Genomic DNA, 23918 nt, shown 5'->3' on the forward strand with positions numbered 1-23918 from the left:
GTGTAAAGATTCACCTTTGCACTATTTAGCGGGTAAAATAACGCTATAAACAACTCTAAGGGTTTGTAAATGAAACTATTAATGATTGATGACGACACTGGCCTTTGTGAGCTATTAAGTGAATATTTAACTGCCCAAGGCTTTGAAATACAAAGCGTACACGACGGTGAACAAGGCCTTAAACTAGCACAAGCAAATGACTACGCCCTGATATTGCTAGATGTAATGTTACCAACGCTTGATGGTTTTGAAGTACTTAAACAACTTAGGCAAACAAAACTCACACCGGTAATAATGCTTACAGCAAAAGGTGAAGACTTTGACCGTATTTTTGGTCTAGAGCTAGGCGCTGACGATTACATTCCAAAGCCTTTTAATCATCGTGAATTACTTGCCCGCGTAAAAGCGATAACTCGCCGTATAGAGCACATTAATAGCTTAAATGTAGCTACAACGAGTAAGTTACTCGTTAATGGCATTACTGTTAACCTTGCAGCTCGAGAGGCCTCAATAGACGGCTCTACACTAACGCTTACTGGTACAGAGTACGAAATACTCACGCTATTGTGTAAAAATGCAGGTGAAGTGGTTAGTAAAGAGCAAATTAGTGAAGAAGTACTAGGTAGGCGCTTAGCTTCTTTTGATCGCTCTATCGATATGCATGTAAGTAATATCCGCAAAAAAATAGCAGAGCATATTCCAGGTGAGCGAATTAAAACAATGAGAGGTACGGGTTATGTCTTTATCCAAGGCGAATAAAAGCACTTACTTTGCTTGGTTAAAACACCCTGGGCACTACCTGTTTTTTAAAATATTTATTTGGTTTTGGTTAACTATAATCGGCACCGTTGCAGCGCTTATATTTTTAAGTAACATTACCGCTATTAACGCGGTAACTAACGAGCCGCTTTATGGCCCTATGAAAAAAAACTTAATATATACCGCTAAAAGTATTGAGCGCACTGCTATTAAACATAAGCGCAGCCTAAGCGATGTATTAGTACACCCTCGCCTATCAAAGCGTAAACTTTTATACTTAAGCGCAGCTCAAAGCGAAGACTCCCTTAGTAGTAAAGAGGTGCCAGAGAGCATCGACTTAAGTTTATTAAACTTTACTCAAAATATGTCACCACAAATTATTTTTACTGAAAAATATCAAGCCTTCGGCCCTGTTAATATAAACGTGCCTGAAGGGAGTTTTTATCTTTATGAAATAGATATTAACCATCAACCGCCGCTATTAATGCGCTTTAAGCTTATGCCTAATTGGATGAAAATAGTCATCGCAATTGTTGCCTCTCTTATTTTAAGCTTTGTATTTAGCCGTAACTTAATAGCCCCTATAAATAGTCTTAAAAAAGCAGCTATTAAACTATCAGCGGGCAACCTAAGCGCAAGAGCCGACATTTCTGTAAACCGAAAAGATGAGCTGGGAATACTTGGGCGAGACTTTAACAGCATGGCCAATCAGCTAGAGCTTTTAATTAGTTCACAAAAACGCTTATTAGCCGACATATCACATGAGTTACGCTCGCCCCTTACGCGTTTAAAAATGGCTACCGGTCTTGCGCAAATGCAAGCTAACGACACTAGCCAATCGTATTTATTACGCATAGAAAAAGAAGCAAACCAACTTGATAAGATGATTGCCGACGTGCTGCAAGTTTCTCGCTTAGAAGCAAAAAGCCAAGCGCTTTCACTGCAAAAACAATCATTACAAATAATTGTAGATCACGTTATTAACGATGCGCAGTTTGAAGCAAAACAAAATAATAAGCAGCTCAATATAGTGGGCGCTGTAGACGTAAATATTAATTGCGACGAAACCCTTATTGCCAGTGCGCTTGAAAATCTACTTCGTAACGCTATTAAATATGCAAACAATACAATTAGCATTACTCTAAAGCACACAGATGCCATTTATATAGAAATATGTGATGATGGCTCTGGTGTGCCCGATGATCAACTGAGCAAGCTTTGTGAGCCCTTTTTTAGGCAATCAGATGCGCGGGATCGCGTAAGTGGTGGTACGGGTTTAGGGCTGGCGATTGCTAAAAATGCTATTACTGCGCATGGTGGCAGTTTAGTATTATCAAATAAAGAACTAGGTGGCTTGTGTGCTAATATAACCTTGCCATTAATAAAAGAGTAAAGCATGTTTTATAGTTCAGAAGCCCAGCTTGAGAGCAATCAAGAGGCCATTAATGTTTTTTATACTGAAAATTTAATTAAAAGCTACTTAGATACGCCATCAGGAAAGCTATTTTACGCATACGCAATCCCTAAAAACGCGACAACCGCAATAGTAGTAAGTACAGGGCGTATTGAAGGCCTAGAAAAATATAAAGAACTGCTATGGGAGCTGTATAGTAATAATTTTGCTGTGTTTATTATGGATCATCAAGGTCAGGGCCGCTCTTACAGGCACCTTAAAAATAAACATAAAGGCTTTGTAAAACATTATAATAACTACAGCAGTGACCTAAATAACTTTGATCAGCAAATAGTTTCAAGGCATTGGCAAGGTAAAAAAGTCATGCTAGCTCATTCAATGGGTGGCGCCATTGCTATTGATTATTTAGCAAAATTTGAAAATAGCTATAAAGGCGTGTTTTTGTCTGCTCCTATGTTTGATATTTTTACAAAAGACGTACCAAAAATACCAACGAAGTTTATTGTTAAATTAGCCACTTTACTTGGTTTACACTCTTGCTATGCATTTGGACAAGGCAACTACAACCCGATCCCATTTACCGAAAACGTACTTACTAGCAGCGAGAAGCGTTACACCTACTTTAGGCAAACCTATAAATTAGAACCTAACATACAATTAGGTGGCGTTACGTTTGGCTGGCTAGCAGCTACGATATCGTTTTTAAAGTCTGTTGATAACCTAAACGTACCAATCCCTTTGTTTATAGCAAGTGCAGCTAGCGATACAGTGGTAAACAACGAAGCACAGTACAGTCTTGCAAAAAGGCATGCTCATGCAACGATTGAGAGTTTTGAAGGCGCTAAACACGAGCTACTTTTTGAACGTGACGAAATTCGAAAGCCGCTATTAACTAACTTTTATCAATTTTGTGATTCGGTGACGGCTTAACAAGTACTGACAAAGGGTCGAGGTGGATCAGTATATCTACCTCCGACTCAAAACGTTCTTTGAGCATTGCCTCTACTTCATCAGCCACATTGTGCGCGCGAATCAAACTCAAATGATCATCAAGCTCTAAGTGCATTTGAATAAACTTAACTTTACCGCCTTGGCGAGTACGAATGTCATGCACGCCATGCACATCAGCATGGGCTCTGGCTATGTCAAATATGCTTTTTTTTTCGTCATCAGGGAGTTCTTTATCCATTAAATGATCGGCACTATCGCGAGCTATATCCCAGCTGTTATAAAGTAAGTAACCCGCTACACCTATTGCAAAAATAGGATCTGCATACAACACGCCATAATAAGCTAACAAAATAGCTAACAGCACAGCAGCGTTTAATATTAAATCGCCTTTGTAATGTACTGAGTCGGCTTTTATAGCAATTGAATCGGTATACTTAACCACTTTGTTTTGTACAAATACAATGACGAGCGTACACGCAATAGCAAAAATACTTACCCACACACCTAATAAAGAATGGCTTAACTGTATAGGGTTAAATAATCGCTCAATACCATGAAAAGCAAGTAGGCAACCTGATCCAGCAATAAATGCGGCTTGGCCAAGTCCTGCAAGTGCTTCAGCTTTTCCGTGTCCAAATCTATGGTCATCATCTGCTGGGCGCAGTGCGTAACCCAGCACTAAAAAGCTCATAGCGGTGGCAGTAATATCCATTAACGAATCAGTTAACGAGCCAAGCATTGAAGCCGAGCCAGAAGCCAGCCAGGCCCATGTTTTTGCGCCGATCATTAAGCTAACCATGACCATGGTAACAATGCTGGAAGTTTTAACCCAAAATTCGTAGCTACGGTTATGCACGCGTGTATCCATTAATCACTGTATTGAATGTGTTGAGTATATCATTTTTTTAAAAGGTTTCGTGTATACTGCCCTTCGTCAAACTACAGATTATTTTATAAGGCTCATTATGCTGGATATTGTTTTATACCAACCTGAAATACCGCCTAACACAGGTAATATTATTCGCCTATGTGCCAATACTGGCTATGCATTACATTTAATTGAGCCATTAGGTTTTGAATGGGACGATAAACGCGTGAAACGTGCGGGCCTTGATTACCATGAATTTAGCCATGTTCAACGCCATGCCTCTTTTGAGGACTACCTTGAAAAATGCAAACCTAAAAAAGTGTATGCCTGTACAACTAAAGGCAGTCAGTTTCATCATGAAGCAAGTTACGAAGCTGGCGACTGCTTGGTATTTGGTCCTGAAACACGCGGCCTGCCTGATGAAATGATTCAAGCATTACCAAACGATCAGCGTGTACGTATTCCTATGCAAGCAAATAGCCGTAGTATGAACCTGTCAAATGCAGTCGCCGTGTTTGTTTACGAGTCGTGGCGTCAGTTGGGCTTCCCTAACGCCCAGTAAATATAATCCGTTAGGCAATAAAAAACCGACATAGTGTCGGTTTTTTAGTTAAGGCCTAGCTCAAGCGCTTATTCAGCGCGTTGTTCTCGTCCTAAAAGAGCCATAGCGGCTTCTTTCATGTCTTTATTTTCATAAAGTACTTTATAAATTTGCTCAGTGATTGGCATTTCTACGCCAGCACGCTGCGCTAGTAAGTACACTTCTTTAGTGTTTCTAAAGCCTTCAACTACTTGGCCAATAGACTCAATAGCAGCATCAACGCTCTCGCCTTTACCTAACGCCAAACCAAATCGACGATTACGTGATTGGTTATCTGTACAGGTTAGTATTAAATCACCAAGGCCTGCCATTCCCATAAAGGTTTCTGGCTTAGCACCCAAAGCACAGCCTAAACGAGTGAGCTCTGCAAGGCCTCGGGTAATGAGCGCGGTACGCGCATTAGCACCAAAACCTACACCGTCCGAAATACCGGCGCCAATTGCAATTACATTTTTAACCGCACCACCGAGCTGTATACCAATAAAGTCATCATTGTTATACACACGGAATGAGCGACCACAATGAAGTAAATCAGCCAGTTGCTGCGCAAATTCAGGTGACGTAGAAGACACTGAAATAGCTGTAGGTGACCCCATCGCCATTTCTTTTGCAAACGTAGGACCCGAAAGTACCGCAAGTGGTATGTCATCACCCAATTCTTGCAAAGCAACTTCTTGTAACAAACGTCCAGTATTAGGCTCAAGCCCTTTAGTTGCCCACGCTACTTTAGCACCCTCTTGCAATGCAGGTTTTATCTGCGCAAGCGTGTCGCCAAAAGCATGGCTTGGCACAACAACAAGTACAATAGCACTGCTAGCAACGGCATGTTGTAGGTTAGCTTCAAGAGTAAGAGTATCTGGGAAAGGAGCATCAGGTAAGTAACGTTGATTTTTCCGCTCAGCTGCAAGCGTGGCAACGTCGTCGCTATTTCTTCCCCAAAGTGTCACCTGGTGACCATTTCGGGCTAAACAAATAGCAAGGGCGGTGCCGTAAGACCCCGCCCCTAATACAGTAACAGCTGTAGTTGCTGTACTCATAAGTTATGCGTCTGCTGAAGCCTGGTCAGCTTGCGCAGTACGTTGTTGCATGTATTGTGCAAATAACGCATCAAAATTAACTGGCGCAAGGTTAAGCTGTGGGAAAGTACCACGGTTAACAAGATTTGAAACAGCTTCACGTGCATATGGGAATAACACGTTAGGACAAAATGCACCTAGCATGTGCGCAAGTTGCACTTCTTCAACTTCAGCAATAGTAAAAATACCTGCTTGTTGAATTTCACATAAGAACGCAGTTTCTTCACCAATAGATGCAGTTACAGTTAGCGCTAAAACAACTTCAAATACACCTTCGTCCAACTTGTTTGAGCGTGTATCTAGGTCTAGCTTAACTTCTGGTGTCCATTCTTTTTGAAAGATGGCCGGAGAGTTTGGCGTTTCAAACGATACATCTTTAGTGTAAATGCGTTGAATAGTAAATTGTGCGCCAGCTTCTGCAGCTGCTACGTTTTGATTTTCTTCGTTCATTGTTATTCCTAACTTGTTCGTTATTATAATTAAATTAAGCGTTTAGCTTAGCGTCAAGTTTACCTTGCGCTTCAATAGCCATCATGTCGTCGCAGCCACCGATATGTTCATCATTAATAAAAATTTGCGGTACTGTGCTTGCACCACCTGCTTTGGCAATCATTTCATCGCGTAGCTCAGGCTGCACACCAATATCATAATTTGTGTATTCAATGCCTTTGCTGTTTAAAAGCGAAAGAGCACGCTGACAAAATGGACAATACGCCTTGGTGTATAAAACAACATTACTCATAATAAATCCTCTATCGGCCTAGCTAAACTGATTAGCGACCTGTTGTAGTTGGTAAGCTGGCAGATTGCCACGCACCCATGCCACCTGCTAATAAGTAAACTCGTTCAAAACCAGCTTTACTCATAGCGGCTGCAGTACCTTGGGCAGTCATACCTGTAGTACATACAACTATAATGGGTTTAGTCTTGTACTTTTCAAGGCTTGAAAAGTCAGATTTTTTCGCATTCTCTGGGCTTAAGTGCTCAGCACCAGAAATACGCCCTGCATTAAACTCTTTTTGCGCACGTATATCGATTACTTGACCGTCATCACGGTTAATAAGTAACGTAAGCTGCTGGGGATTTATTTGACGAACAGCTGAAAGCTTACTTTTTATCCAGCCACTAACAATAAGGAAAACAATACCAACCCAAGCAAGGCTTAAAATGGGATGATTTGTAATAAATTCAATATATTGATCCATTCTACTTCCACTATGAAATTATGTTTTAAAACGTGATGTTTTAAGGATTTTGTACTTTAGCCACGCAAGTATACCCAAACCAACCTAAAATGCGAGTTTAGGAGCACTTAGAGGCGTTTAAAAAACGATAAAGCCCCCCCATATATAGTTAACAAGAACTCTGGATAATAAATCTATCTCAAGCAGAGTTCAGGTTAGTCAATGAGGTATAAGTGAAAAAATTTAATATCTTGTTTTCAATGCTGATCCTAGCTTAAAAACACGGTATGCTAAAACCACGCTAATAAACCTTTTTAGGTGCACAGTATCCATCAACAGATACTAATTTTCAGGAGCTATTATGACAGAGCATAAAAAACCACTGGTATTAATGATTTTAGACGGTTGGGGACACCGCGAAGATACGCAAAGTAATGCTATTCTTGCAGCTAACACACCTGTATTAGACAACTTATGGGCCACCCGCCCACACACATTAATATCGGCTTCGGGTTTAGATGTTGGTCTTCCTGATGGTCAAATGGGTAACTCAGAAGTTGGCCATGTAAACTTAGGTGCAGGGCGCATTGTGTATCAAGATTTTACCCGTATCACCAAAGCAATTAACGATGGCGAGTTTGATTCAACCCCAGCCTTAGTTGAAAACATAGACAAAGCAGTAAGTGCTGGTAAAGCGGTTCACATAATGGGTCTTTTAAGCCCAGGTGGTGTGCATAGCCATGAAGATCATATAGTTGCAAGTATTGAGCTGGCGGCAAAACGTGGTGCTAAAGAAGTCTATTTCCATGCATTTTTAGACGGCCGTGACACACCTCCACGTAGCGCAAAAGCATCAATTGAACGAATTGAAGCGTTATTTAGTAAACTTAAGTGCGGACGTTTAGCATCACTTATTGGCCGTTACTACGCAATGGACAGAGACAACCGTTGGAACCGTGTAGAAAAAGCTTACAACGTAATGACGCTCGCCGAAGGCGACTTTAATTTTGATAATGGTGTTGAAGCACTTAATGCAGCGTACGAGCGCGACGAAAACGACGAGTTTGTAGCAGCTACGACCATTACGCCGACAGGTGCCACTCCGGCTTCAATAAACGATGGTGACACCGTTATTTTTGCTAACTTTAGAGCAGATAGAGCCCGCGAAATTACCCGCGCTTTTGTTGAGCCTGAATTTGATGGTTTTACTAAAAAAAGAACGCCAGAGCTTAGCGCATTTGTAATGATGACAGAGTATGCAGCCGATATAGACGCACCTGTTGCATTTGGACCTACACCACTAATAAACGTACTCGGTGAATGGTTTGAAAAAAATAATAAAACACAGCTTCGTATTTCAGAAACCGAAAAATACGCACACGTTACATTTTTCTTTAGTGGCGGACGTGAAAGCGAATTTAAAGGTGAAACACGCGAGCTAATTCCTTCGCCGCAAGTAGCAACCTACGACCTACAACCTGAAATGAACTCAGAAATGCTAACCGACAAACTGGTAGAAGCAATTAAAAGCGGTAAATACGATGCTATTATTTGTAACTACCCTAATGGCGATATGGTTGGTCACTCAGGTGTATTTGAAGCCGCTGTTAGAGCTTGTGAAGCTGTAGATAGCTGTATCGGACGTGTTGTTGATGCGCTAGAAGAGTTTGGTGGTGAAGCACTAATTACAGCCGATCATGGTAATGCTGAGCAAATGGCTGATCTCAAAACAGGCCAAGCACATACTGCCCACACTAGCGAACCTGTGCATTTTATTTATGTTGGTCGCGATGCAGAGCCAATGCAAGGTAAAGCCTTGAGTGATGTAGCCCCAACAATGCTTCACTTAATGGGTATGGAGCAACCAAAAGAAATGACTGGTACGCCTATCATGATGTTGAAATAACACATGAACAAACGTATTAACCGGTTAATTAAGTGCGGTTTGATACTAACTTCATTAGTGGCTGCATCTGCAGTTGCTAATGAAGATCGTACTAAAAAAGACTTATCAGAGGTTCAAAATGCACTTGAGCAAAGCCAAGCTGAATATAACGCCCAAAGAAAAAAAATAGCGTCGCTACAAAAAAATCTAAAAAGCCATGAACTCGATATAGCTAAAAATGCTAAAGCACTTAACATGGCAGAGCAATCCGTAAAAGAGACTAAAACACAGCAAAAAGAGTTACAAAGTAAAGCCGATGAGCTTGATAAAAAACACACTCAGTTTCAGAAAATTTTAGCCGCGCAACTCAAAAGTGCCTATATGGCCGGTGGCGACGACTACTCTAAAATGCTGTTGAATCAAGAAGACACAGCCAAGTTTGAGCGCACACTTAGCTATTACAATTACTTAAATAAAGCCCGTATTGAACAAATCGAAGATCTAAAAGATCTTCAACAGCAAATAGTACAAAACCAAGAAGAGCTCGTTAAAACGCAAGAAAAACTAGAGCTTTTATTTGATGAACAAAAAAGGCGCCAAACTGCATTACTTAATGCACAAAGTGAACGCCAAGCTAATCTTAAAAACTTACAAGCTCAGCTCAACAGCACTAAAAGCTCAATAAATTATTTAAAAGAAAACCAACAAACTTTAGTAACAACGATTAAAGAGCTCGAAAAAGAAAAAACACAAAAAATAGAATTACTTGGCCTAAATAAGAGCAAGGGCAAATTAGACTGGCCGAGCAAAGGCAAGTTAGAGCACACATTCGGCCAACGTAAGCATGGTGGTATTGATTGGAAAGGCGTGTTAATTGGTGCAAAAGAAGGCACTAATATTAATAGCGTGCACAACGGCCAAGTTGTATTTGCCGATTGGCTAAAAGGTTATGGATGGGTAATTGTTGTAGACCATGGTGAAGGTTTTATGAGCCTATATGGCCACGCTCAAACGCTACTAAGAGATGTAGGGGATATGGTACGTGAAGGCGAAACCCTCGCTTTAGTAGGCCAAAGCGGCGGACAGGCAAGTTCTGGTCTATACTTTGAAATACGCCACAAAGGACGCGCAGTAAATCCTGTAAAATGGTGCAAACGTATTTAATTAGATAAATCGCTGCACCGCCCTGGAGCAGCTGATGACAACTAAAAAACACACAATAAATACCGTTAATAAAAAAAGTGCAGACTTTTATATAAGTCTGTACTTGCTTGTATTACTAACCCTAATTACCTTTACTAGTAATGCACTAGCAAGCTCAATTAAAGATCTTAAAAGACAACAAATAGACGAAATACTCTTCAACATTCATACCTATTACGTTGAAGATCTCACCTTACAAAATAGCCACCATATTAAATATAACAACCAACAGTTTGAGCGTTTATATTCAAAACTCGACTCCTATTCTAAGTACTTAAATGAGTATGAATTAGCCTCATTATTTGATAACACAAATGGTCGTTACACAGGTATTGGTATAGAAGTTAAGAACATAGACGAGAATATGACTATTGTTAACGTGGTTAATAATTCGCCCGCAAAAGCGGCAGGTATTTTACCAGGCGATATTATTGTAAGTGTAAACAACAACGCAGCCCAAAACCGTACTATCGACGAAGTAGCAACACTAATAAGAGACAGTGAATTTTCGAATATAGATATAATTGTAAATCGCGATAACAATAAAAACCCACTCACTTTTCATGTCACACGTCGCCAAATAAACCTCGAAAGTGTAACAAGCGAACTTTTAGATTTTGGAACTGGTTACATAGCTATTAATAACTTCTCTAACCACACATTACATGAAGTTGCACTACAAGTTGCCGCCCTGCAAAGCCATTTTGGCTACCCACTTAAAGGCTTAGTAATTGATTTACGTGATAACCCAGGGGGGACATTACAAAGCGCAGTGGCTGTATCAGACCTATTTTTACAAAGTGGCACTATAGTAACGACTAAAGGACGTTTTTACGATGCTAACCAAGCATTTTATGCAAAGCGTGGAGACATTCTAAAAAATGCGCCCATAGTTGTGCTTATAAACGAAAATTCTGCCTCTGCAGCCGAAATACTTGCAGCAGCACTTAAAGATAATAACCGAGCAACCATTGTTGGCAGCCAATCTTTTGGGAAAGGCTCTGTACAATCACTCATTCCACTCGGTGATGGCAATACCGCATTAAAGCTCACCACAGCGAAATACTTCACACCGTTAGGTAAATCGATTGATGGAATAGGAATAACCCCAGATGTGGCGGTTAATCAAACAAACCTTTCACAAAGTAATAAAGCCGTTATAATAAAAAATGAACACACTAACAATAATGCGCAATTACTTACTGGTAATCTAACCGATTTACAGTTGGTTAAAGCCAAACAATTACTCAGCATGCAATAGCTTGTATAAGCTGTATAAATAAAGCTAAAAAGATAATAAAAACTATAAACGTGAAAATAATAAAATGGCTAACATTAGCTATTTGTTTTAGCTCTGCAACAATTAGCGCCAAGCAAATAGCAATAGTGATAGACGATATAGGCTATCATCAACGGGACTTAGAGTTCCTTTCCTTACCTGGGCAATTGTCGTATTCAATTTTGCCCCATACCCCTTATTCGCAAATTTTTGCAACACTTGCCAGTCAATCAAATAAAGAGTTATTGCTTCATGTACCTATGCAAGCACTTAACGGTAAAGAACTAGGGCCTGGTGCGCTTACTTTAAATATGAATAAAGAGCAGCTTCAGCAAACTCTTGGAACAGCTCTCGCTAGTTTACCGCAAGTTAAAGGCGTTAATAACCACATGGGCTCAGCGCTTACGCAAAAAAGCCAAGCTATGAAGTGGACAATGGAAGTACTTAAAAAGCGTCATTTATATTTTTTAGATAGTCGCACAACCGATTTGAGTCAGGCACAAAATGCCGCTAACTTTTTGGGTGTTGCTAATATTAGTCGCCAAGTGTTTTTAGACAACATAACTACACCAGAACAACTGCAGCTAAGGCTTGAAGAGTTAAAACAATTAGCCATTTCCCATAGCTTTGCCATTGCAATTGCTCATCCCTACCCAGAAACCATCGAATTTTTACGCCATGCCTTACCAGAGCTAACTAGGCAAGGTTTTGAACTCGTACCGGTTTCGCAATTAGTTGAACGTAAGTACATTCAGTTAGCGCATGCTGAGAGAAAGGGAGTGAGTGCTAGGTAATATAAGCTTTAAATAATGCTATATCCGAATAATAAACTAATACCAATTCGCTTAATTAAGTGGTCTATTTTGAGGGCGGAAAAACGTGTTGATAGCTAGGCAAAAAATTCACTATTCAGTTGTTCTAAATGAGACTTTTTTAACGCAGGTAGCGACACGTTTAGCCTCGCAAAATGATTAAGTATTATTGCGGATTGGTATAACCATTCGATAATGCAGAGTATCGGTATTACTTGATTAGATATTTATCGTTGGGTTTCGCTTCGCTCAAACCAACCTACTCAAAAGCAAAAAGCCCCGCATTTTCATGCAGGGCTTTTTAAATTTTGCTGCTTGAGCAATATTAGCTCATAGCGCTTTGTAACTTTTTCATCGCTGTTTTTTCAAGCTGACGAACACGCTCAGCAGATACACTGTACTTTTGTGCAAGCTCTTGAAGGGTTGCTTTATCATCAGACAACCAACGCGCGCTAACAATATCTTGTGAACGTTCATCTAGTGTTTTAAGTGCGCTAAATAAACGGGTATGCGCTTGCTCTTTCCACTGCTCTTGTTCAACGTCGTCAGCTAAGTCAGCTGCGCCATCTGTTAAATACTGTACTGGAGAGTATGTACTTGTTGGTGCATCGTCGTTATCGTCACCAGTTAGGTCAAAGCCCATGTCTTGGCCGCTCATGCGCGATTCCATTTCACGTACTTCTTTTTCACTCACACCTAGCTCGCTAGCAACAGTGCTAACCTCAGCTTGGTTGAACCAGCCTAAACGCTTTTTGTTTTTACGAAGATTAAAAAACAATTTACGTTGCGCTTTAGTGGTTGCAACTTTAACTATGCGCCAGTTTTTAAGAACAAACTCGTGAATTTCGGCTTTAATCCAATGCACTGCAAACGACACTAAACGTACACCCACTGTAGGGTCAAAACGTTTAACCGCTTTCATCAGGCCTATATTACCTTCTTGTATAAGGTCAGCTTGTGGTAAGCCGTATCCCGAGTAGCTTTTAGCAATATGTGCTACAAAGCGTAAATGCGACATAATGAGTTGCTTGGCAGCACTAAGATCGCCTTCTTCCTGAAGTCTTTTAGCAAGTTCTTGCTCTTGTTCAACTTTAAGCATAGGAATAGTGCTTACCGCTTGAAGGTAACCGTCCATGCTTGCGCTTTGTTGTCCGACTGTAAGTGCCATTGCGTATAAATCTTTACTCATTTTTCACCTCGGTGATAAACATTTGAAACTATCTTAGCACTCTTTCTCTAAGAGTGCTAACCCCAATTTAAAACTTTTTAAAAGTATAAATCAAGCAGTTTTTAGTATGTGTTTAGTCTACTACAAGCGACTGAATAAGTGATGAATTGAGGGATTGCAGCCAATTAACCTAACCGCATCACCTTATTTACAACTCATTACTTTATGGGAGGATAGTACACAAATATGACAGTTTTAATAACGGGAGGTACAACCCAGTCCGATACGTTACGCATTTCAAGCTGGGTTGGTTCACTTATAGTTTGCAGGGTTTATTATACTTTATCGGGTTCTATTTCTTTAATATATCGATTTACAGAAAGGTACGAGCCTACAAATCCTAAGCTTGTTGCAAGTAACACTAAAAAGCCGAGTTCATTAAGCGATAATCCTATTAACGAAAAGCTTGTTTGATACACCCCCGCCACACTGCTCACAGCGCTTGAAAGCCACCACATCATCAGACCTACGCATATAAAGGCAAACAAACCACCTATTACACCATACCAAATACCGGTCCACAAAAATGGGGCATGTATAAAGGTGTTCGTTGCGCCTACTAGCTTCATTACTTGTATTTCTTCTTTTTTATCCATGATCGACAAACGAATGGTGTTACCAATAATAAGTGTCACTGAGGTAAGTAGTAATAATGCGATAGTTATTACACTTTCTTTGAGTAAATCTAGTAATGCATTTAAACGCTCTAACCAGGCTATATCGAGCTTACCAAAATCAACTTCACGTTCACTTTCTAATTTAGTTAGCAGTACTTTAGCGGCATTTGGGTGTCTGTGACGTTTTGTTGGAGTAACGAGTACCACATCCGGTAATGGATTTTTATCTAAATACTCCAAAGCTTGCCCAAAGCCAGATACATCTTTAAATTCAGTTAATGCCTGTTGTTTTGAAATAAACTCAACACTTTCCACTTCTGGGTAAAGTGCTAAACGCTTTACTAATGTTTGCGTTTCTTGCTCGTTCATACTTTCTTTTACGAACAACGATATTTCACTCGCCTCTTCAAAGCCACTACTCACTTGCTGTACGTTTTTAACGACTAAGTAAAGTGTTGCAGGTAACGTTAGACTCAAACCAAGTACAGCGATAGTCATCATAGACGCAAGCGGCGTGCGCCACATTTCACCTAAGCTATGCACACCTTGGCGAAAAATATTAATAATAAAAAAGTAACCGCCAGCTAATACTGATTTTTTTTGCTTGTCGTTACTATTTTGGCGACCTTTAAAAAGTAAACTCATAGTGCCCCCTCAGCAAGCGGGTCTTGAAGCATACGGCCATCTTTTAAGGTTAAGCTACGATACTTCATACGTGCAACCAAACCCAAATCATGCGTTGCGATAAGAACAGTGGTACCGTGTTTATTAAAGTCTTCAAACAACTTTAGTATTTCCATTGAAAGCTCTGGGTCAAGATTACCTGTTGGTTCATCAGCTAGTAAAATTGGTGGGGAGTTTACAATAGCTCTGGCAATACCAACTCGTTGCTGTTCGCCTCCAGAGAGCATTGAAGGATGACATTTCACTTTGTCAATTAGGCCTACCTTGTCAAGCGCGCCATGGACCCGTTTAGCTATTTGCTTATGGTGAGTCCCCTCAATAATGAGAGGTAATGCCACGTTATCAAAAATAGTATAGCGCTCTAATAACCTATGATTTTGAAAAATAATACCTATATCACGACGAGCATAAGGAATTTGACGCGAGTTTACTTTGTTTAAATCAACACCGTTGATAAATACACTACCTGCTGAAGGACGTTCCATTAAGCTAATTAACTTAAGCAACGTACTTTTACCCGCACCACTGTGGCCAGTTAAAAAGGCAAGTTCACCCGGTTTAATATGAAAATTAACTTTTTCGAGGGCGCGGTGCCCTCCAGGATAGGTCTTACTTACTTGCTGAAAATTTATCATCTTTTTATTATGCCAACTCCATTAACACATTAATGAAATTAGTATTCCTCGCAATTAAAAAGGGAGCTAGCTCCCTTTTTTGGTAAATTAAACGTCGTCCTCATCTTGGCTAAATAACGCATCAATAAAATCATCGCTTTTAAAAGCGCGTAAATCATCAATACCTTCACCAACACCAATGTAACGAATTGGAATATTAAACTTATCTGCAACCGCAAAAATAACACCACCCTTTGCAGTTCCATCAAGTTTTGAAAGCGTAATACCAGTTAAACCAACACATTGATTAAACAGGTTTACTTGGCTAATTGCATTTTGCCCTGTGCCTGCATCGATAGTTAGCATCACTTCGTGCGGCGCATCAGGATCAATCTTTTTCATTACACGAGCTATCTTTTCAAGCTCTTGCATTAAATTATCTTTATTTTGCAAGCGCCCAGCTGTATCAGCAATTAACACATCTATATTACGTGCTTTAGCCGCTTGGAATGCATCAAACACAACTGATGCACTATCTGCACCTGTATGCTGTGCAATAACGGGAATGCTGTTACGTTCTCCCCAAACCTGAAGCTGCTCAACAGCTGCCGCTCTAAACGTATCACCAGCAGCCAGCATAACCGACTTACCTTCGTTTTGAAATTGCTTAGCCATTTTACCAATAGTCGTTGTTTTACCAACACCATTTACACCTACCATTAAAATAACAAACGGCTTTTTATCTTCGCTTATGACTAAAGGCTGTTCTGCCGTTTTAAGCATCGCAGCCATTTCTTGTTTCATTAACTCATAAAGCGCATCACCATCTTTTAACTGTTTACGGTTCGCTGCATCAGTTAAACGATCAATCAACTTCATGGTAGTATCAACGCCTAAATCGGCGGTGAGTAATTGAGTTTCAAGATCTTCAAATAATTCGTCGTCTATTTTTTTTCCACTAAAAATAGACGCAAAACCAGAACCTATATTAACGCGAGTCTTTAACAAGCCTTTTTTTAGACGAGAGAAAAACCCTTCTTTTTTTGGCTTTTCGGCTTTTTTAGCTTCTTCAATTGCAAGTTCTGCTGTGATACGTTCTTGTTCTAAACGCTCATTTTCTGCTTTTTCAGCTACAATACGTTCTTGCTCTAAACGTTCATTCTCTGCTTTTTCAGCCGCAATGCGTTCTTGCTCTAAGCGTTCATTCTCTGCTTTTTCAGCAGCAAGGCGTTCTTGTTCTAAACGCTCGTTTTCTGCTTTTTCAGCTGCAAGGCGTTCTTGCTCTAAGCGTTCATTCTCTGCTTTTTCAGCTGCAATACGTTCTTGCTCTAAACGCTCGTTTTCTGCTTTTTCAGCTGCAAGGCGTTCTTGCTCTAAGCGTTCATTCTCTGCTTTTTCAGCTGTAAGGCGTTCTTGCTCTAAGCGTTCATTCTCTGCTTTTTCAGCTGCAAGGCGTTCTTGCTCTAAACGCTCATTCTCTGCTTTTTCAGCTGCAATACGTACTTGCTCTAAGCGTTCATTCTCTGCTTTTTCAGCCGCAATGCGTTCTTGCTCTAAAAGCATCTGCGCTTCTTGTTCTGCTAAGCGCTTCGCTTGCTCTTGCCTTTGAGCTTCAGCATCCGCTTGTTCTTTTGCTAATAACTCAGCATTCGCTTGCTCTATTGCAAGCTTTTCGGCTTTGATTGCCTCATCTTGTTTTTCAAGGCGTATTTGCTCTAGTCGCTCAGCCTCTACTTTTTCTGCCGCTAATCGTTCTTGCTCTAAGCGCATCTCTTTTTCTTGATCGGCTAAACGTTGCGCATGTTTTTGTCTTTGCGCCTCGGCATCTGCTTGCTGTTTTGCAAGCAATTCAGAATTGGCCTGCTCAATGGCAATCTTTTCCGCGTTTTCAGCACGCTGGCGTTCTTGTTCTAAACGCTCTGTTTCAGCCTCTGCTTTTAACCGTTCAGCTTCAGCTTGCTCTTGCGCTAGTTTTTCTTGCTCTAGCTTCTGGGCCTCTTCTTGCGCTAATACTTGTTGTTTATCAGCTGCTGCTTTTTGCTCTGCTTCTTTTTTATCTGACTTGCCAAAACCGAGCCACGACATGAATTTACTTTTTTTTGTCATACTTGCTAATAACCACTTATAAAAATCTGATAAACTAAAATTTGAAATAGCTTGGCAATGCCCAGCAATAGTTGCTAATAAATACAACCATTCAAAACGTAAGTGTTTAATAGTAACACTTTTAATGCGGTTGAAAAATGAAGCTACACGTAATCGCCCATAATATTATCTGAGCTAGATACCATATACCATTTTTTAGTGAGCTAAATGAGAAAAAAAACAACGCAAAATAAAGCTGCTAACAAGCCCAGTGATGGCTTTATTAGAGTGATTAGTGGTCAATTTCGAGGCCGTAAACTCCCGGTTAAAAACGTAGAAGGCTTGAGACCTACTACCGATCGAATTAAAGAAACTGTATTTAATTGGCTAATGCAAGATACGCGTGACGCAAATGTACTTGATTGTTTTGCCGGTTCTGGTGGATTGGGATTTGAAGCGCTATCACGATATGCTAAAAGCGCTACATTTATCGAGCTCGACTCATTAGCTGCTAAGCAATTAGAACAAAATATTAGCACTTTAAAGCTCGACAACGCATACGTTAAACATACTAATTCGCTCTCCTTTTTAGAGCAAAAAAACACAAACGAAGCTTTTAATCTTGTATTTGTTGACCCACCATTTCGTAAAGATTTAGCGCAAACAACCTGCGATTTATTAGAAAAAAACCAATGGTTAAGCAACGACGCATTAATTTATGTTGAAGTAGAGGCAGAGCTAGCCGCCTTAGAAACACCAACCAACTGGTTGTTAATTAAAGAAAAAAATGCGGGACAAGTACTTTGCCAACTGTACCAGCGCCAAGCAAATTAATACTGTTTAACGTAATGCGTTTCTGTTAATATTGTCCTTTACATGTGGTGTTGCTTCGGATTACAATACCGCACCATTTTTGAACCACTTGATCAATGTTTGATCAACTTGAGCAACGCTCATAATTTAGGTAGGTGAATTTTTAATGCCAGTAATTAAAGTAAGAGAGAACGAACCGTTTGACGTAGCACTTCGTCGCTTCAAGCGTTCATGTGAAAAAGCAGGAATCCTTTCAGAAGTTCGTCGTCGCGAGCACTATGAAAAACCAACAGCTGAGCGTAAGCGTAAAAAAGCTGCTGCAGTTAAACGTCACATGAAAAAACTTTCTCGTGATAACGCTCGTCGCGTTAAATTATACTAATATATTAGGTCTTGTATAAATGAGCCTTTTAATAACGCTAAAAGATGCGCAAAAAGATGCGATGAGAGCTAAAGACAAGCAACGTCTTAACCCTATTCGTATGGTACTTGCTGCAATCAAGCAACGTGAAATTGACGAGCAAATAACGCTAGACGACGCAGGTATTACCTCCGTTATAGTGAAGCTTGTTAAACAACGTCGTGACTCTTACACTCAGTACAAAGATGCTGGGCGTGATGATTTAGCTGATATTGAAGCCAATGAAATAGTAGCGCTTGAAACTTTTTTACCTCAACAATTGAGTGAAGAAGAAATAATTGCTCTCATTGACGCGGCTATTGCTGATACTAATGCAGCAGGTATGCAAGACATGGGTAAAGTAATGGGTATAATCAAAAGCAAAGCTGAAGGTCGAGCCGATATGGGTAAGATTTCTGGTTTAATTAAGCAACGATTAACTGCCTAATACTCCCACATACATTAAAGTATGATTGAAGTAAACCGAGCCTAGCGCTCGGTTTCTTTGTTTTTAACTTTAATAAAAAGTACACCGATTAGGTTACTTTAAAATGAAATTTCTTATAGCTTCCCTATTTATTTCGCTGTCATTTTGGTAAGTTAAAGCACACTATATTTTGCATCAAGCAAGTATAAAAAAGTAAATTTCATATTCGTTCTTCTTCTTATTATTTCAGGACTGTATTTTACTAATGGCCGGAAAGATCCCACGTAACTTTATAGACGATTTACTTGCCAGAACCGATATTGTCGACCTGATAGACTCAAAAGTAGGTCTAAAAAAAGCAGGTAAGGATTATCAAGCTTGCTGCCCATTTCATAACGAAAAATCTCCCTCATTTACTGTATCGCAAGACAAACAGTTTTATCACTGCTTTGGGTGTGGCGCTAATGGTAATGCAATTTCGTTTGTAATGGAGTACGAAAAGCTAGAGTTTGTAGATGCTATTGAAGAAATAGCTAGCATGCTTAACTTAGAAGTACCTCGAGAACAAGGCGCAAACTCAGCACCAGAGCGTACGGCTGCGCAAAAGCGCTCCGATTACGACTTAATGCTTCATACTGCTCGCTTTTATCAGCACCAATTAAAACACCATAGTAATTCTGCTGCTGTTATTGAGTATGTTAAAGGCCGTGGTTTAAGCGGTGAAACTGTTAAAAAATTTATGATTGGCTACGCTCCCAGTGAATGGGATGGGCTATGCCTACAGCTTGGTCGTAATAAAGAACAAAAAGAGCAATTGGTTGAGCTAAAGCTAGCTTCAGAAAAAACACCAGGCAGACAATTTGATTTTTTCCGCGATCGCCTAATGTTCCCTATTCGCGATAAACGCGGACGCGTTATTGCATTTGGTGGGCGTGTAATGCAAGCCGACCAAGGGCCAAAATATCTAAACTCGCCAGAAACCCGAATTTTCCATAAAGGCTTTGAGCTTTATGGGCTTTACGAAGCAAAGCAAGCCCATAAAAAACTTGCTCATGTAATGATTGTTGAAGGTTATATGGATGTGGTGGCTCTTGCTGAGCAAGGGATTGAATATGCAGTTGCATCACTGGGGACAGCAACAACAAGCGAGCACATGCACACTTTATTTAGAACTACTGATAAAGTAATCTGTTGTTACGATGGCGACAGGGCTGGCCGTGATGCAGCTTGGCGGGCACTTGAAAATGCACTCCCTTATTTAAACGATGGTAAAGCACTACAATTTGCATTTTTACCAGATGGCGAAGACCCTGACTCGCTTGTACAAAAAGAAGGTAAGGAGCAATTCGAATTGCGCCTAAGCCAAGCAGATGACTTTACCAAAGTATTGTTTAATAAATTAAGCCAAGAAGTTGATTTAACACTCGATTCAGGAAAAGCTAAACTTCTTAGTGCAGCACTTCCACTAATTGAAAAAATTCCAAGTGAGTTTTATCAAGAAAACATTCTTGAACAATTAGGACGCTTAATTGGCAGAACGCGTGAGCAGTTGAATAGCCGTTTAAAAACGCCTAAACAGCAACACTCTATTGAACGTAAATTTAAAATAACACCTATGCGCCAAGCTATCGGTATATTGATCCAGCACCCTAATTTAGCTAAAAGTGTGCCGTATTTACCTGAGCTTGCACAAATGAACATTGCTGGCATAGGGCTGTTATTACGATTACAAGAACAAGCTTTAGAAAAAGAAAATGTGACCACTGCGCAACTGCTCGAGTTTTTTCGAGGAACTGAAGATTACGAGCCATTAATCAAGCTTGCAACGTGGCAACATGAGATAAATGAAGAACGTTTAGAGACGGTTTTTAAAAATACTTTCAAGTTTATTGAAGATCAGTGTTTAAATTATCGACTCGAGACCCTATTAATAAAGGACAAGACACAAGGCCTTAGTAGCGATGAAAGGCTTGAGTGTCATTTGTTAATGACAGCGTTAAAAGCGACTAACAGTTAGGGTCTGTTTATCTTTCGAGGTTAAGTTTACAGCAGTGTGTTTGGTATTTAGACAAGACATAGCTTATGTAGTGTGGTTATTCCACATAAATAGGCGATAACGCAGCATAAATACCAAACACGCGCTGCCCTTTGGGTTCGACCCAAGGGAGGTTTACTCTTTGTTGCTCGGTTTTTACTTAGCCCACTAGGTTACAAACCTCGCGCCGCGATTAAACCCCCCTTGGATAGAACAAACTTTAATCCTGAAAGACCAACAGCCCCTAGTCAAAATTGATTTAAACTGTTATACTGTGCTATTCACTGCGTCACATTATTCTAGTTAGCTTTAATGCAAACTACATGATGGCGCCTGTTGTATCAACTTATCAGAGTGGAAGAAACAATCTCTATGGATCCAACTCCTCAGTCACAATTAAAACTTCTGATTCAGAAAGGTAAAGAGCAAGGCTACTTAACTTTTGCAGAAGTAAATGATCACCTTCCACAAGACATTATAGACTCAGATCAAGTAGAAGATATCATAAGCATGATTAATGACATGGGTATCAAGGTTAGCGAAAACGCGCCTGATGCTGATGAATTAATGATGCAAGAAACAACGACAGACGAAGACGCAGCTGAAGCTGCCGCTGCAGCCCTTGCGACTGTAGAAAAAGAAATCGGCCGTACAACGGATCCAGTTCGCATGTACATGCGCGAAATGGGTACTGTTGAACTTCTTACACGTGAAGGCGAAATTGTAATCGCTAAACGTATTGAAGAAGGCATTAATCAAGTACAGATTTCTGTTGCAGAGTACCCTGAAGCAATCACTTACCTACTAGAGCAGTGGGATAAGTTTGAAGCTGAAGAAATGCGTTTAAGCGATATTATCGTTGGCTTTATCGATCCTAATGAAGATACAGCGCCAATTTCAGCAACTAACATCGGTTCAGAATTAAGTGCTAAGCAACTTGAGGACGACGATAAAGATGACAAAGATGATGCTGATAGCGATGATGAAGATGAAGAAGAGCTAGACACAGGGCCAGATCCTGAAGAAGCTCGTATTCATTTTGAAAATTTACGTGATTTATATAATAAAGCACGTGATACGTTTGAAGCTAAAGGTCGTTCGCATCCTGAATCACAAGCAGCCATTTTTGAAATTGGTGAGCTTTTCAGAACATTTAAATTAATACCTAAACAGTTTGACCGCATGGTAAATAACATGCGTGAAATGATGGATCGTGTTCGTGTTCAAGAACGCCTAATCATGAAGCAAGCTGTTCAAATTGCTAAATTACCAAAGAAAACATTCGTTAAGCATTTTGCTAATAACGAAACTGACGCTTCTTGGGTTGATTTAGAAATTTCAGGTAACGAAAAGTATTCAGCTAAACTTGAAGAAGTTAAGCCAGAAATCATTCGTAGCATTAATAAATTATCTGTTATTGAACAAACAACAGGTTTAAGCATTGAGCGTATTAAAGACATCAACCGTCGAATGAGCATAGGTGAAGCGAAAGCACGCCGTGCGAAAAAAGAAATGGTTGAAGCTAACTTACGTCTTGTAATCTCAATTGCTAAAAAATACACAAACCGTGGCTTACAATTCTTAGATTTAATCCAAGAAGGTAACATTGGTCTGATGAAAGCGGTTGATAAGTTTGAATATCGCCGTGGTTATAAGTTCTCTACTTATGCTACGTGGTGGATACGTCAAGCAATCACACGCTCTATTGCTGACCAAGCAAGAACAATCCGTATCCCTGTGCATATGATTGAAACGATTAATAAACTTAACCGTATCTCTCGTCAAATGTTACAAGAAATGGGTCGTGAGCCAAATCCAGAAGAATTAGCAGAACGCATGATGATGCCTGAGGATAAAATCCGTAAGGTACTTAAGATTGCTAAAGAGCCAATTTCAATGGAAACACCAATCGGTGATGATGAAGATTCTCACTTAGGTGACTTTATCGAAGATACAACTATTGATTCGCCAATCGATTCGGCAACAATGGAATCTCTTCGTGGCGCAACTAACGATGTACTTGCAGGCTTAACAGCTCGTGAAGCTAAAGTACTACGTATGCGTTTTGGTATTGATATGAATACCGACCACACCTTAGAAGAAGTAGGTAAACAGTTTGACGTAACACGTGAGCGTATTCGTCAAATAGAAGCGAAAGCGCTGCGTAAATTACGCCACCCTTCTCGCTCAGATTTACTGAAAAGCTTTTTAGACGCTAAATAATTTTAGCGCTACTATATAAACTAAAAAGGCCGCTATAGCGGCCTTTTTTCTATTTGAAGGAAATAACCATGGCTTGGATCCAAATTCGTATTAATGCCAATGCTGCAACAGCTGATGCCGTAAGCGATCTATTAATGGAAGCGGGTAGCGCTTCAGTAACCTTTATTGACGCAAAAGACACCCCTATCTACGAGCCTAAAATTGGCACCGTTGTGTTCTGGGCTGATACCACAGTTATTGGCCTGTTCGAAGCTAATCATGATATGAACGCAGTCGTTGCGTTATTGAAGCGCCATGATGAGCTAAAAGACAATTTAGTATACAAAATCGAGCAACTTGAAGATAAAGACTGGGAACGTGAATGGATGGATAACTTCCACCCTATTCAATTTGGCGAAAAACTATGGATTTGCCCAAGCTGGCGCGACATTCCTGACCCTGATGCTGTAAATGTATTGCTAGACCCTGGCCTTGCTTTTGGCACGGGTACGCATGCAACAACGGCCTTGTGCCTTAAATGGTTAGAAAGCCAAGATCTGACGGGTAAAACGGTTGTTGATTTTGGTTGTGGCTCAGGCATTTTAGGTATTGCAGCTATAAAACTAGGTGCAGAGCGTATGATTGGGATAGATATTGACCCTCAAGCGCTTGAAGCTAGCCTTGATAACGCGAACCGAAATGGTGTTGCAGACAAACTCGAAGTATACCTTCCAGAAAACCAACCTGAGTTTAGTGCAGATATAGTAGTGGCCAATATTTT

General features: G+C 40.1%; 23 protein-coding genes. 14 read left to right on the forward strand and 9 right to left on the reverse strand.

Annotated features, from left to right (window positions below):
• Positions 1 to 69 precede the first annotated feature (69 nt).
• The 3 genes from H5090_RS09755 to H5090_RS09765 are packed head-to-tail and all read left to right on the forward strand — an operon-like array spanning position 70 to position 3103.
• Positions 70 to 759 carry a response regulator gene (locus tag H5090_RS09755; protein ID WP_002957776.1) on the forward strand — a complete coding sequence of 230 codons (690 nt, stop codon included), beginning with the start codon at positions 70 to 72 and terminating at the stop codon, positions 757 to 759.
• Positions 737 to 2152: an ATP-binding protein gene (locus tag H5090_RS09760; RefSeq protein WP_182695580.1), complete on the forward strand. Its 1416-nt coding sequence runs from the start codon at positions 737 to 739 to the stop codon at positions 2150 to 2152. The genes H5090_RS09755 and H5090_RS09760 overlap by 23 nt, the downstream gene beginning before the upstream one ends.
• A gap of 3 nt (positions 2153 to 2155) precedes the next feature.
• Complete coding sequence (locus tag H5090_RS09765) at positions 2156 to 3103, forward strand: alpha/beta fold hydrolase (RefSeq protein WP_182695581.1); 948 nt, start codon at positions 2156 to 2158, stop codon at positions 3101 to 3103.
• Here the strand turns inward: H5090_RS09765 and H5090_RS09770 are convergent.
• Positions 3066 to 3929, reverse strand: a complete 864-nt coding sequence (locus H5090_RS09770) for a cation diffusion facilitator family transporter (protein WP_182695590.1) — start codon at positions 3927 to 3929, stop codon at positions 3066 to 3068. The genes H5090_RS09765 and H5090_RS09770 overlap by 38 nt on opposite strands.
• A 160-nt stretch (positions 3930 to 4089) precedes the next feature.
• On the opposite strand from H5090_RS09770, the gene trmL reads away from it, so the two are divergent.
• The gene (trmL, locus tag H5090_RS09775; RefSeq protein WP_002957780.1) at positions 4090 to 4554 is read left to right on the forward strand and encodes a tRNA (uridine(34)/cytosine(34)/5-carboxymethylaminomethyluridine(34)-2'-O)-methyltransferase TrmL; all 465 of its coding nucleotides are present in this window, start codon (positions 4090 to 4092) and stop codon (positions 4552 to 4554) included.
• A gap of 68 nt (positions 4555 to 4622) precedes the next feature.
• On the opposite strand, the gene gpsA is transcribed toward trmL, so the two are convergent.
• Genes gpsA through H5090_RS09795 form a run of 4 tightly spaced genes read right to left on the reverse strand, consistent with a single transcriptional unit; the run spans position 4623 to position 6874 of the window.
• Positions 4623 to 5630: an NAD(P)H-dependent glycerol-3-phosphate dehydrogenase gene (gene gpsA / locus H5090_RS09780; protein ID WP_024597561.1), complete on the reverse strand. Its 1008-nt coding sequence runs from the start codon at positions 5628 to 5630 to the stop codon at positions 4623 to 4625.
• 3 nt (positions 5631 to 5633) lie between these two features.
• Positions 5634 to 6119 (reverse strand): protein-export chaperone SecB, encoded by a 486-nt coding sequence (gene secB, locus H5090_RS09785; protein WP_002957782.1) that lies wholly within the window; start codon positions 6117 to 6119, stop codon positions 5634 to 5636.
• A gap of 34 nt (positions 6120 to 6153) precedes the next feature.
• The gene (gene grxC / locus H5090_RS09790) at positions 6154 to 6411 is read right to left on the reverse strand and encodes a glutaredoxin 3 (protein ID WP_182695582.1); all 258 of its coding nucleotides are present in this window, start codon (positions 6409 to 6411) and stop codon (positions 6154 to 6156) included.
• A 31-nt stretch (positions 6412 to 6442) separates the two neighbouring features.
• Positions 6443 to 6874 carry a rhodanese-like domain-containing protein gene (locus H5090_RS09795; RefSeq protein ID WP_002957784.1) on the reverse strand — a complete coding sequence of 144 codons (432 nt, stop codon included), beginning with the start codon at positions 6872 to 6874 and terminating at the stop codon, positions 6443 to 6445.
• Between the two features lie 340 nt (positions 6875 to 7214).
• Here H5090_RS09795 and gpmM point away from each other — a divergent pair, with 340 nt between their 5' ends.
• Genes gpmM through H5090_RS09815 form a run of 4 tightly spaced genes read left to right on the forward strand, consistent with a single transcriptional unit; the run spans position 7215 to position 12014 of the window.
• Positions 7215 to 8759 (forward strand): 2,3-bisphosphoglycerate-independent phosphoglycerate mutase, encoded by a 1545-nt coding sequence (gene gpmM, locus H5090_RS09800; RefSeq protein ID WP_182695583.1) that lies wholly within the window; start codon positions 7215 to 7217, stop codon positions 8757 to 8759.
• A gap of 3 nt (positions 8760 to 8762) precedes the next feature.
• Entirely contained in the window at positions 8763 to 9902 is a 1140-nt protein-coding gene (locus H5090_RS09805) for a murein hydrolase activator EnvC (protein ID WP_024603730.1), read from the forward strand.
• Between the two features lie 34 nt (positions 9903 to 9936).
• Complete coding sequence (locus tag H5090_RS09810) at positions 9937 to 11202, forward strand: S41 family peptidase (RefSeq protein WP_024597558.1); 1266 nt, start codon at positions 9937 to 9939, stop codon at positions 11200 to 11202.
• A 50-nt stretch (positions 11203 to 11252) separates the two neighbouring features.
• Positions 11253 to 12014, forward strand: a complete 762-nt coding sequence (locus H5090_RS09815) for a divergent polysaccharide deacetylase family protein (RefSeq protein WP_182695584.1) — start codon at positions 11253 to 11255, stop codon at positions 12012 to 12014.
• A 343-nt stretch (positions 12015 to 12357) separates the two neighbouring features.
• On the opposite strand, the gene rpoH is transcribed toward H5090_RS09815, so the two are convergent.
• The 4 genes from rpoH to ftsY all read right to left on the reverse strand — a co-directional run bounded on the left by rpoH (position 12358) and on the right by ftsY (position 17281).
• Complete coding sequence (gene rpoH / locus H5090_RS09820) at positions 12358 to 13221, reverse strand: RNA polymerase sigma factor RpoH (protein WP_002957791.1); 864 nt, start codon at positions 13219 to 13221, stop codon at positions 12358 to 12360.
• 314 nt (positions 13222 to 13535) lie between these two features.
• Positions 13536 to 14522 carry a permease-like cell division protein FtsX gene (gene ftsX / locus H5090_RS09825; protein ID WP_002957792.1) on the reverse strand — a complete coding sequence of 329 codons (987 nt, stop codon included), beginning with the start codon at positions 14520 to 14522 and terminating at the stop codon, positions 13536 to 13538.
• Entirely contained in the window at positions 14519 to 15196 is a 678-nt protein-coding gene (gene ftsE, locus H5090_RS09830) for a cell division ATP-binding protein FtsE (protein WP_002957793.1), read from the reverse strand. The genes ftsX and ftsE overlap by 4 nt, the downstream gene beginning before the upstream one ends.
• An 87-nt stretch (positions 15197 to 15283) precedes the next feature.
• Positions 15284 to 17281: a signal recognition particle-docking protein FtsY gene (gene ftsY / locus H5090_RS09835; RefSeq protein WP_182695585.1), complete on the reverse strand. Its 1998-nt coding sequence runs from the start codon at positions 17279 to 17281 to the stop codon at positions 15284 to 15286.
• A 207-nt stretch (positions 17282 to 17488) separates the two neighbouring features.
• On the opposite strand from ftsY, the gene rsmD reads away from it, so the two are divergent.
• The 6 genes from rsmD to prmA form a co-directional block, all read left to right on the forward strand.
• Positions 17489 to 18094, forward strand: a complete 606-nt coding sequence (gene rsmD, locus H5090_RS09840; protein ID WP_182695586.1) for a 16S rRNA (guanine(966)-N(2))-methyltransferase RsmD — start codon at positions 17489 to 17491, stop codon at positions 18092 to 18094.
• 145 nt (positions 18095 to 18239) lie between these two features.
• Complete coding sequence (rpsU, locus tag H5090_RS09845; RefSeq protein WP_002957797.1) at positions 18240 to 18455, forward strand: 30S ribosomal protein S21; 216 nt, start codon at positions 18240 to 18242, stop codon at positions 18453 to 18455.
• A 19-nt stretch (positions 18456 to 18474) separates the two neighbouring features.
• Complete coding sequence (locus H5090_RS09850; protein WP_007376027.1) at positions 18475 to 18921, forward strand: GatB/YqeY domain-containing protein; 447 nt, start codon at positions 18475 to 18477, stop codon at positions 18919 to 18921.
• Between the two features lie 244 nt (positions 18922 to 19165).
• Positions 19166 to 20917 (forward strand): DNA primase, encoded by a 1752-nt coding sequence (gene dnaG, locus H5090_RS09855; protein WP_182695587.1) that lies wholly within the window; start codon positions 19166 to 19168, stop codon positions 20915 to 20917.
• A 390-nt stretch (positions 20918 to 21307) separates the two neighbouring features.
• Positions 21308 to 23158 (forward strand): RNA polymerase sigma factor RpoD, encoded by a 1851-nt coding sequence (gene rpoD / locus H5090_RS09860; protein WP_182695588.1) that lies wholly within the window; start codon positions 21308 to 21310, stop codon positions 23156 to 23158.
• Positions 23159 to 23226: 68 nt separating this feature from the next.
• On the forward strand, positions 23227 to 23918 hold a 692-nt coding region (gene prmA, locus H5090_RS09865; protein ID WP_182695589.1), incomplete at its 3' end, for a 50S ribosomal protein L11 methyltransferase.

This window comes from Pseudoalteromonas sp. SR43-5 (genome assembly GCF_014163835.1).
GTDB lineage: Bacteria > Pseudomonadota > Gammaproteobacteria > Enterobacterales > Alteromonadaceae > Pseudoalteromonas > Pseudoalteromonas distincta.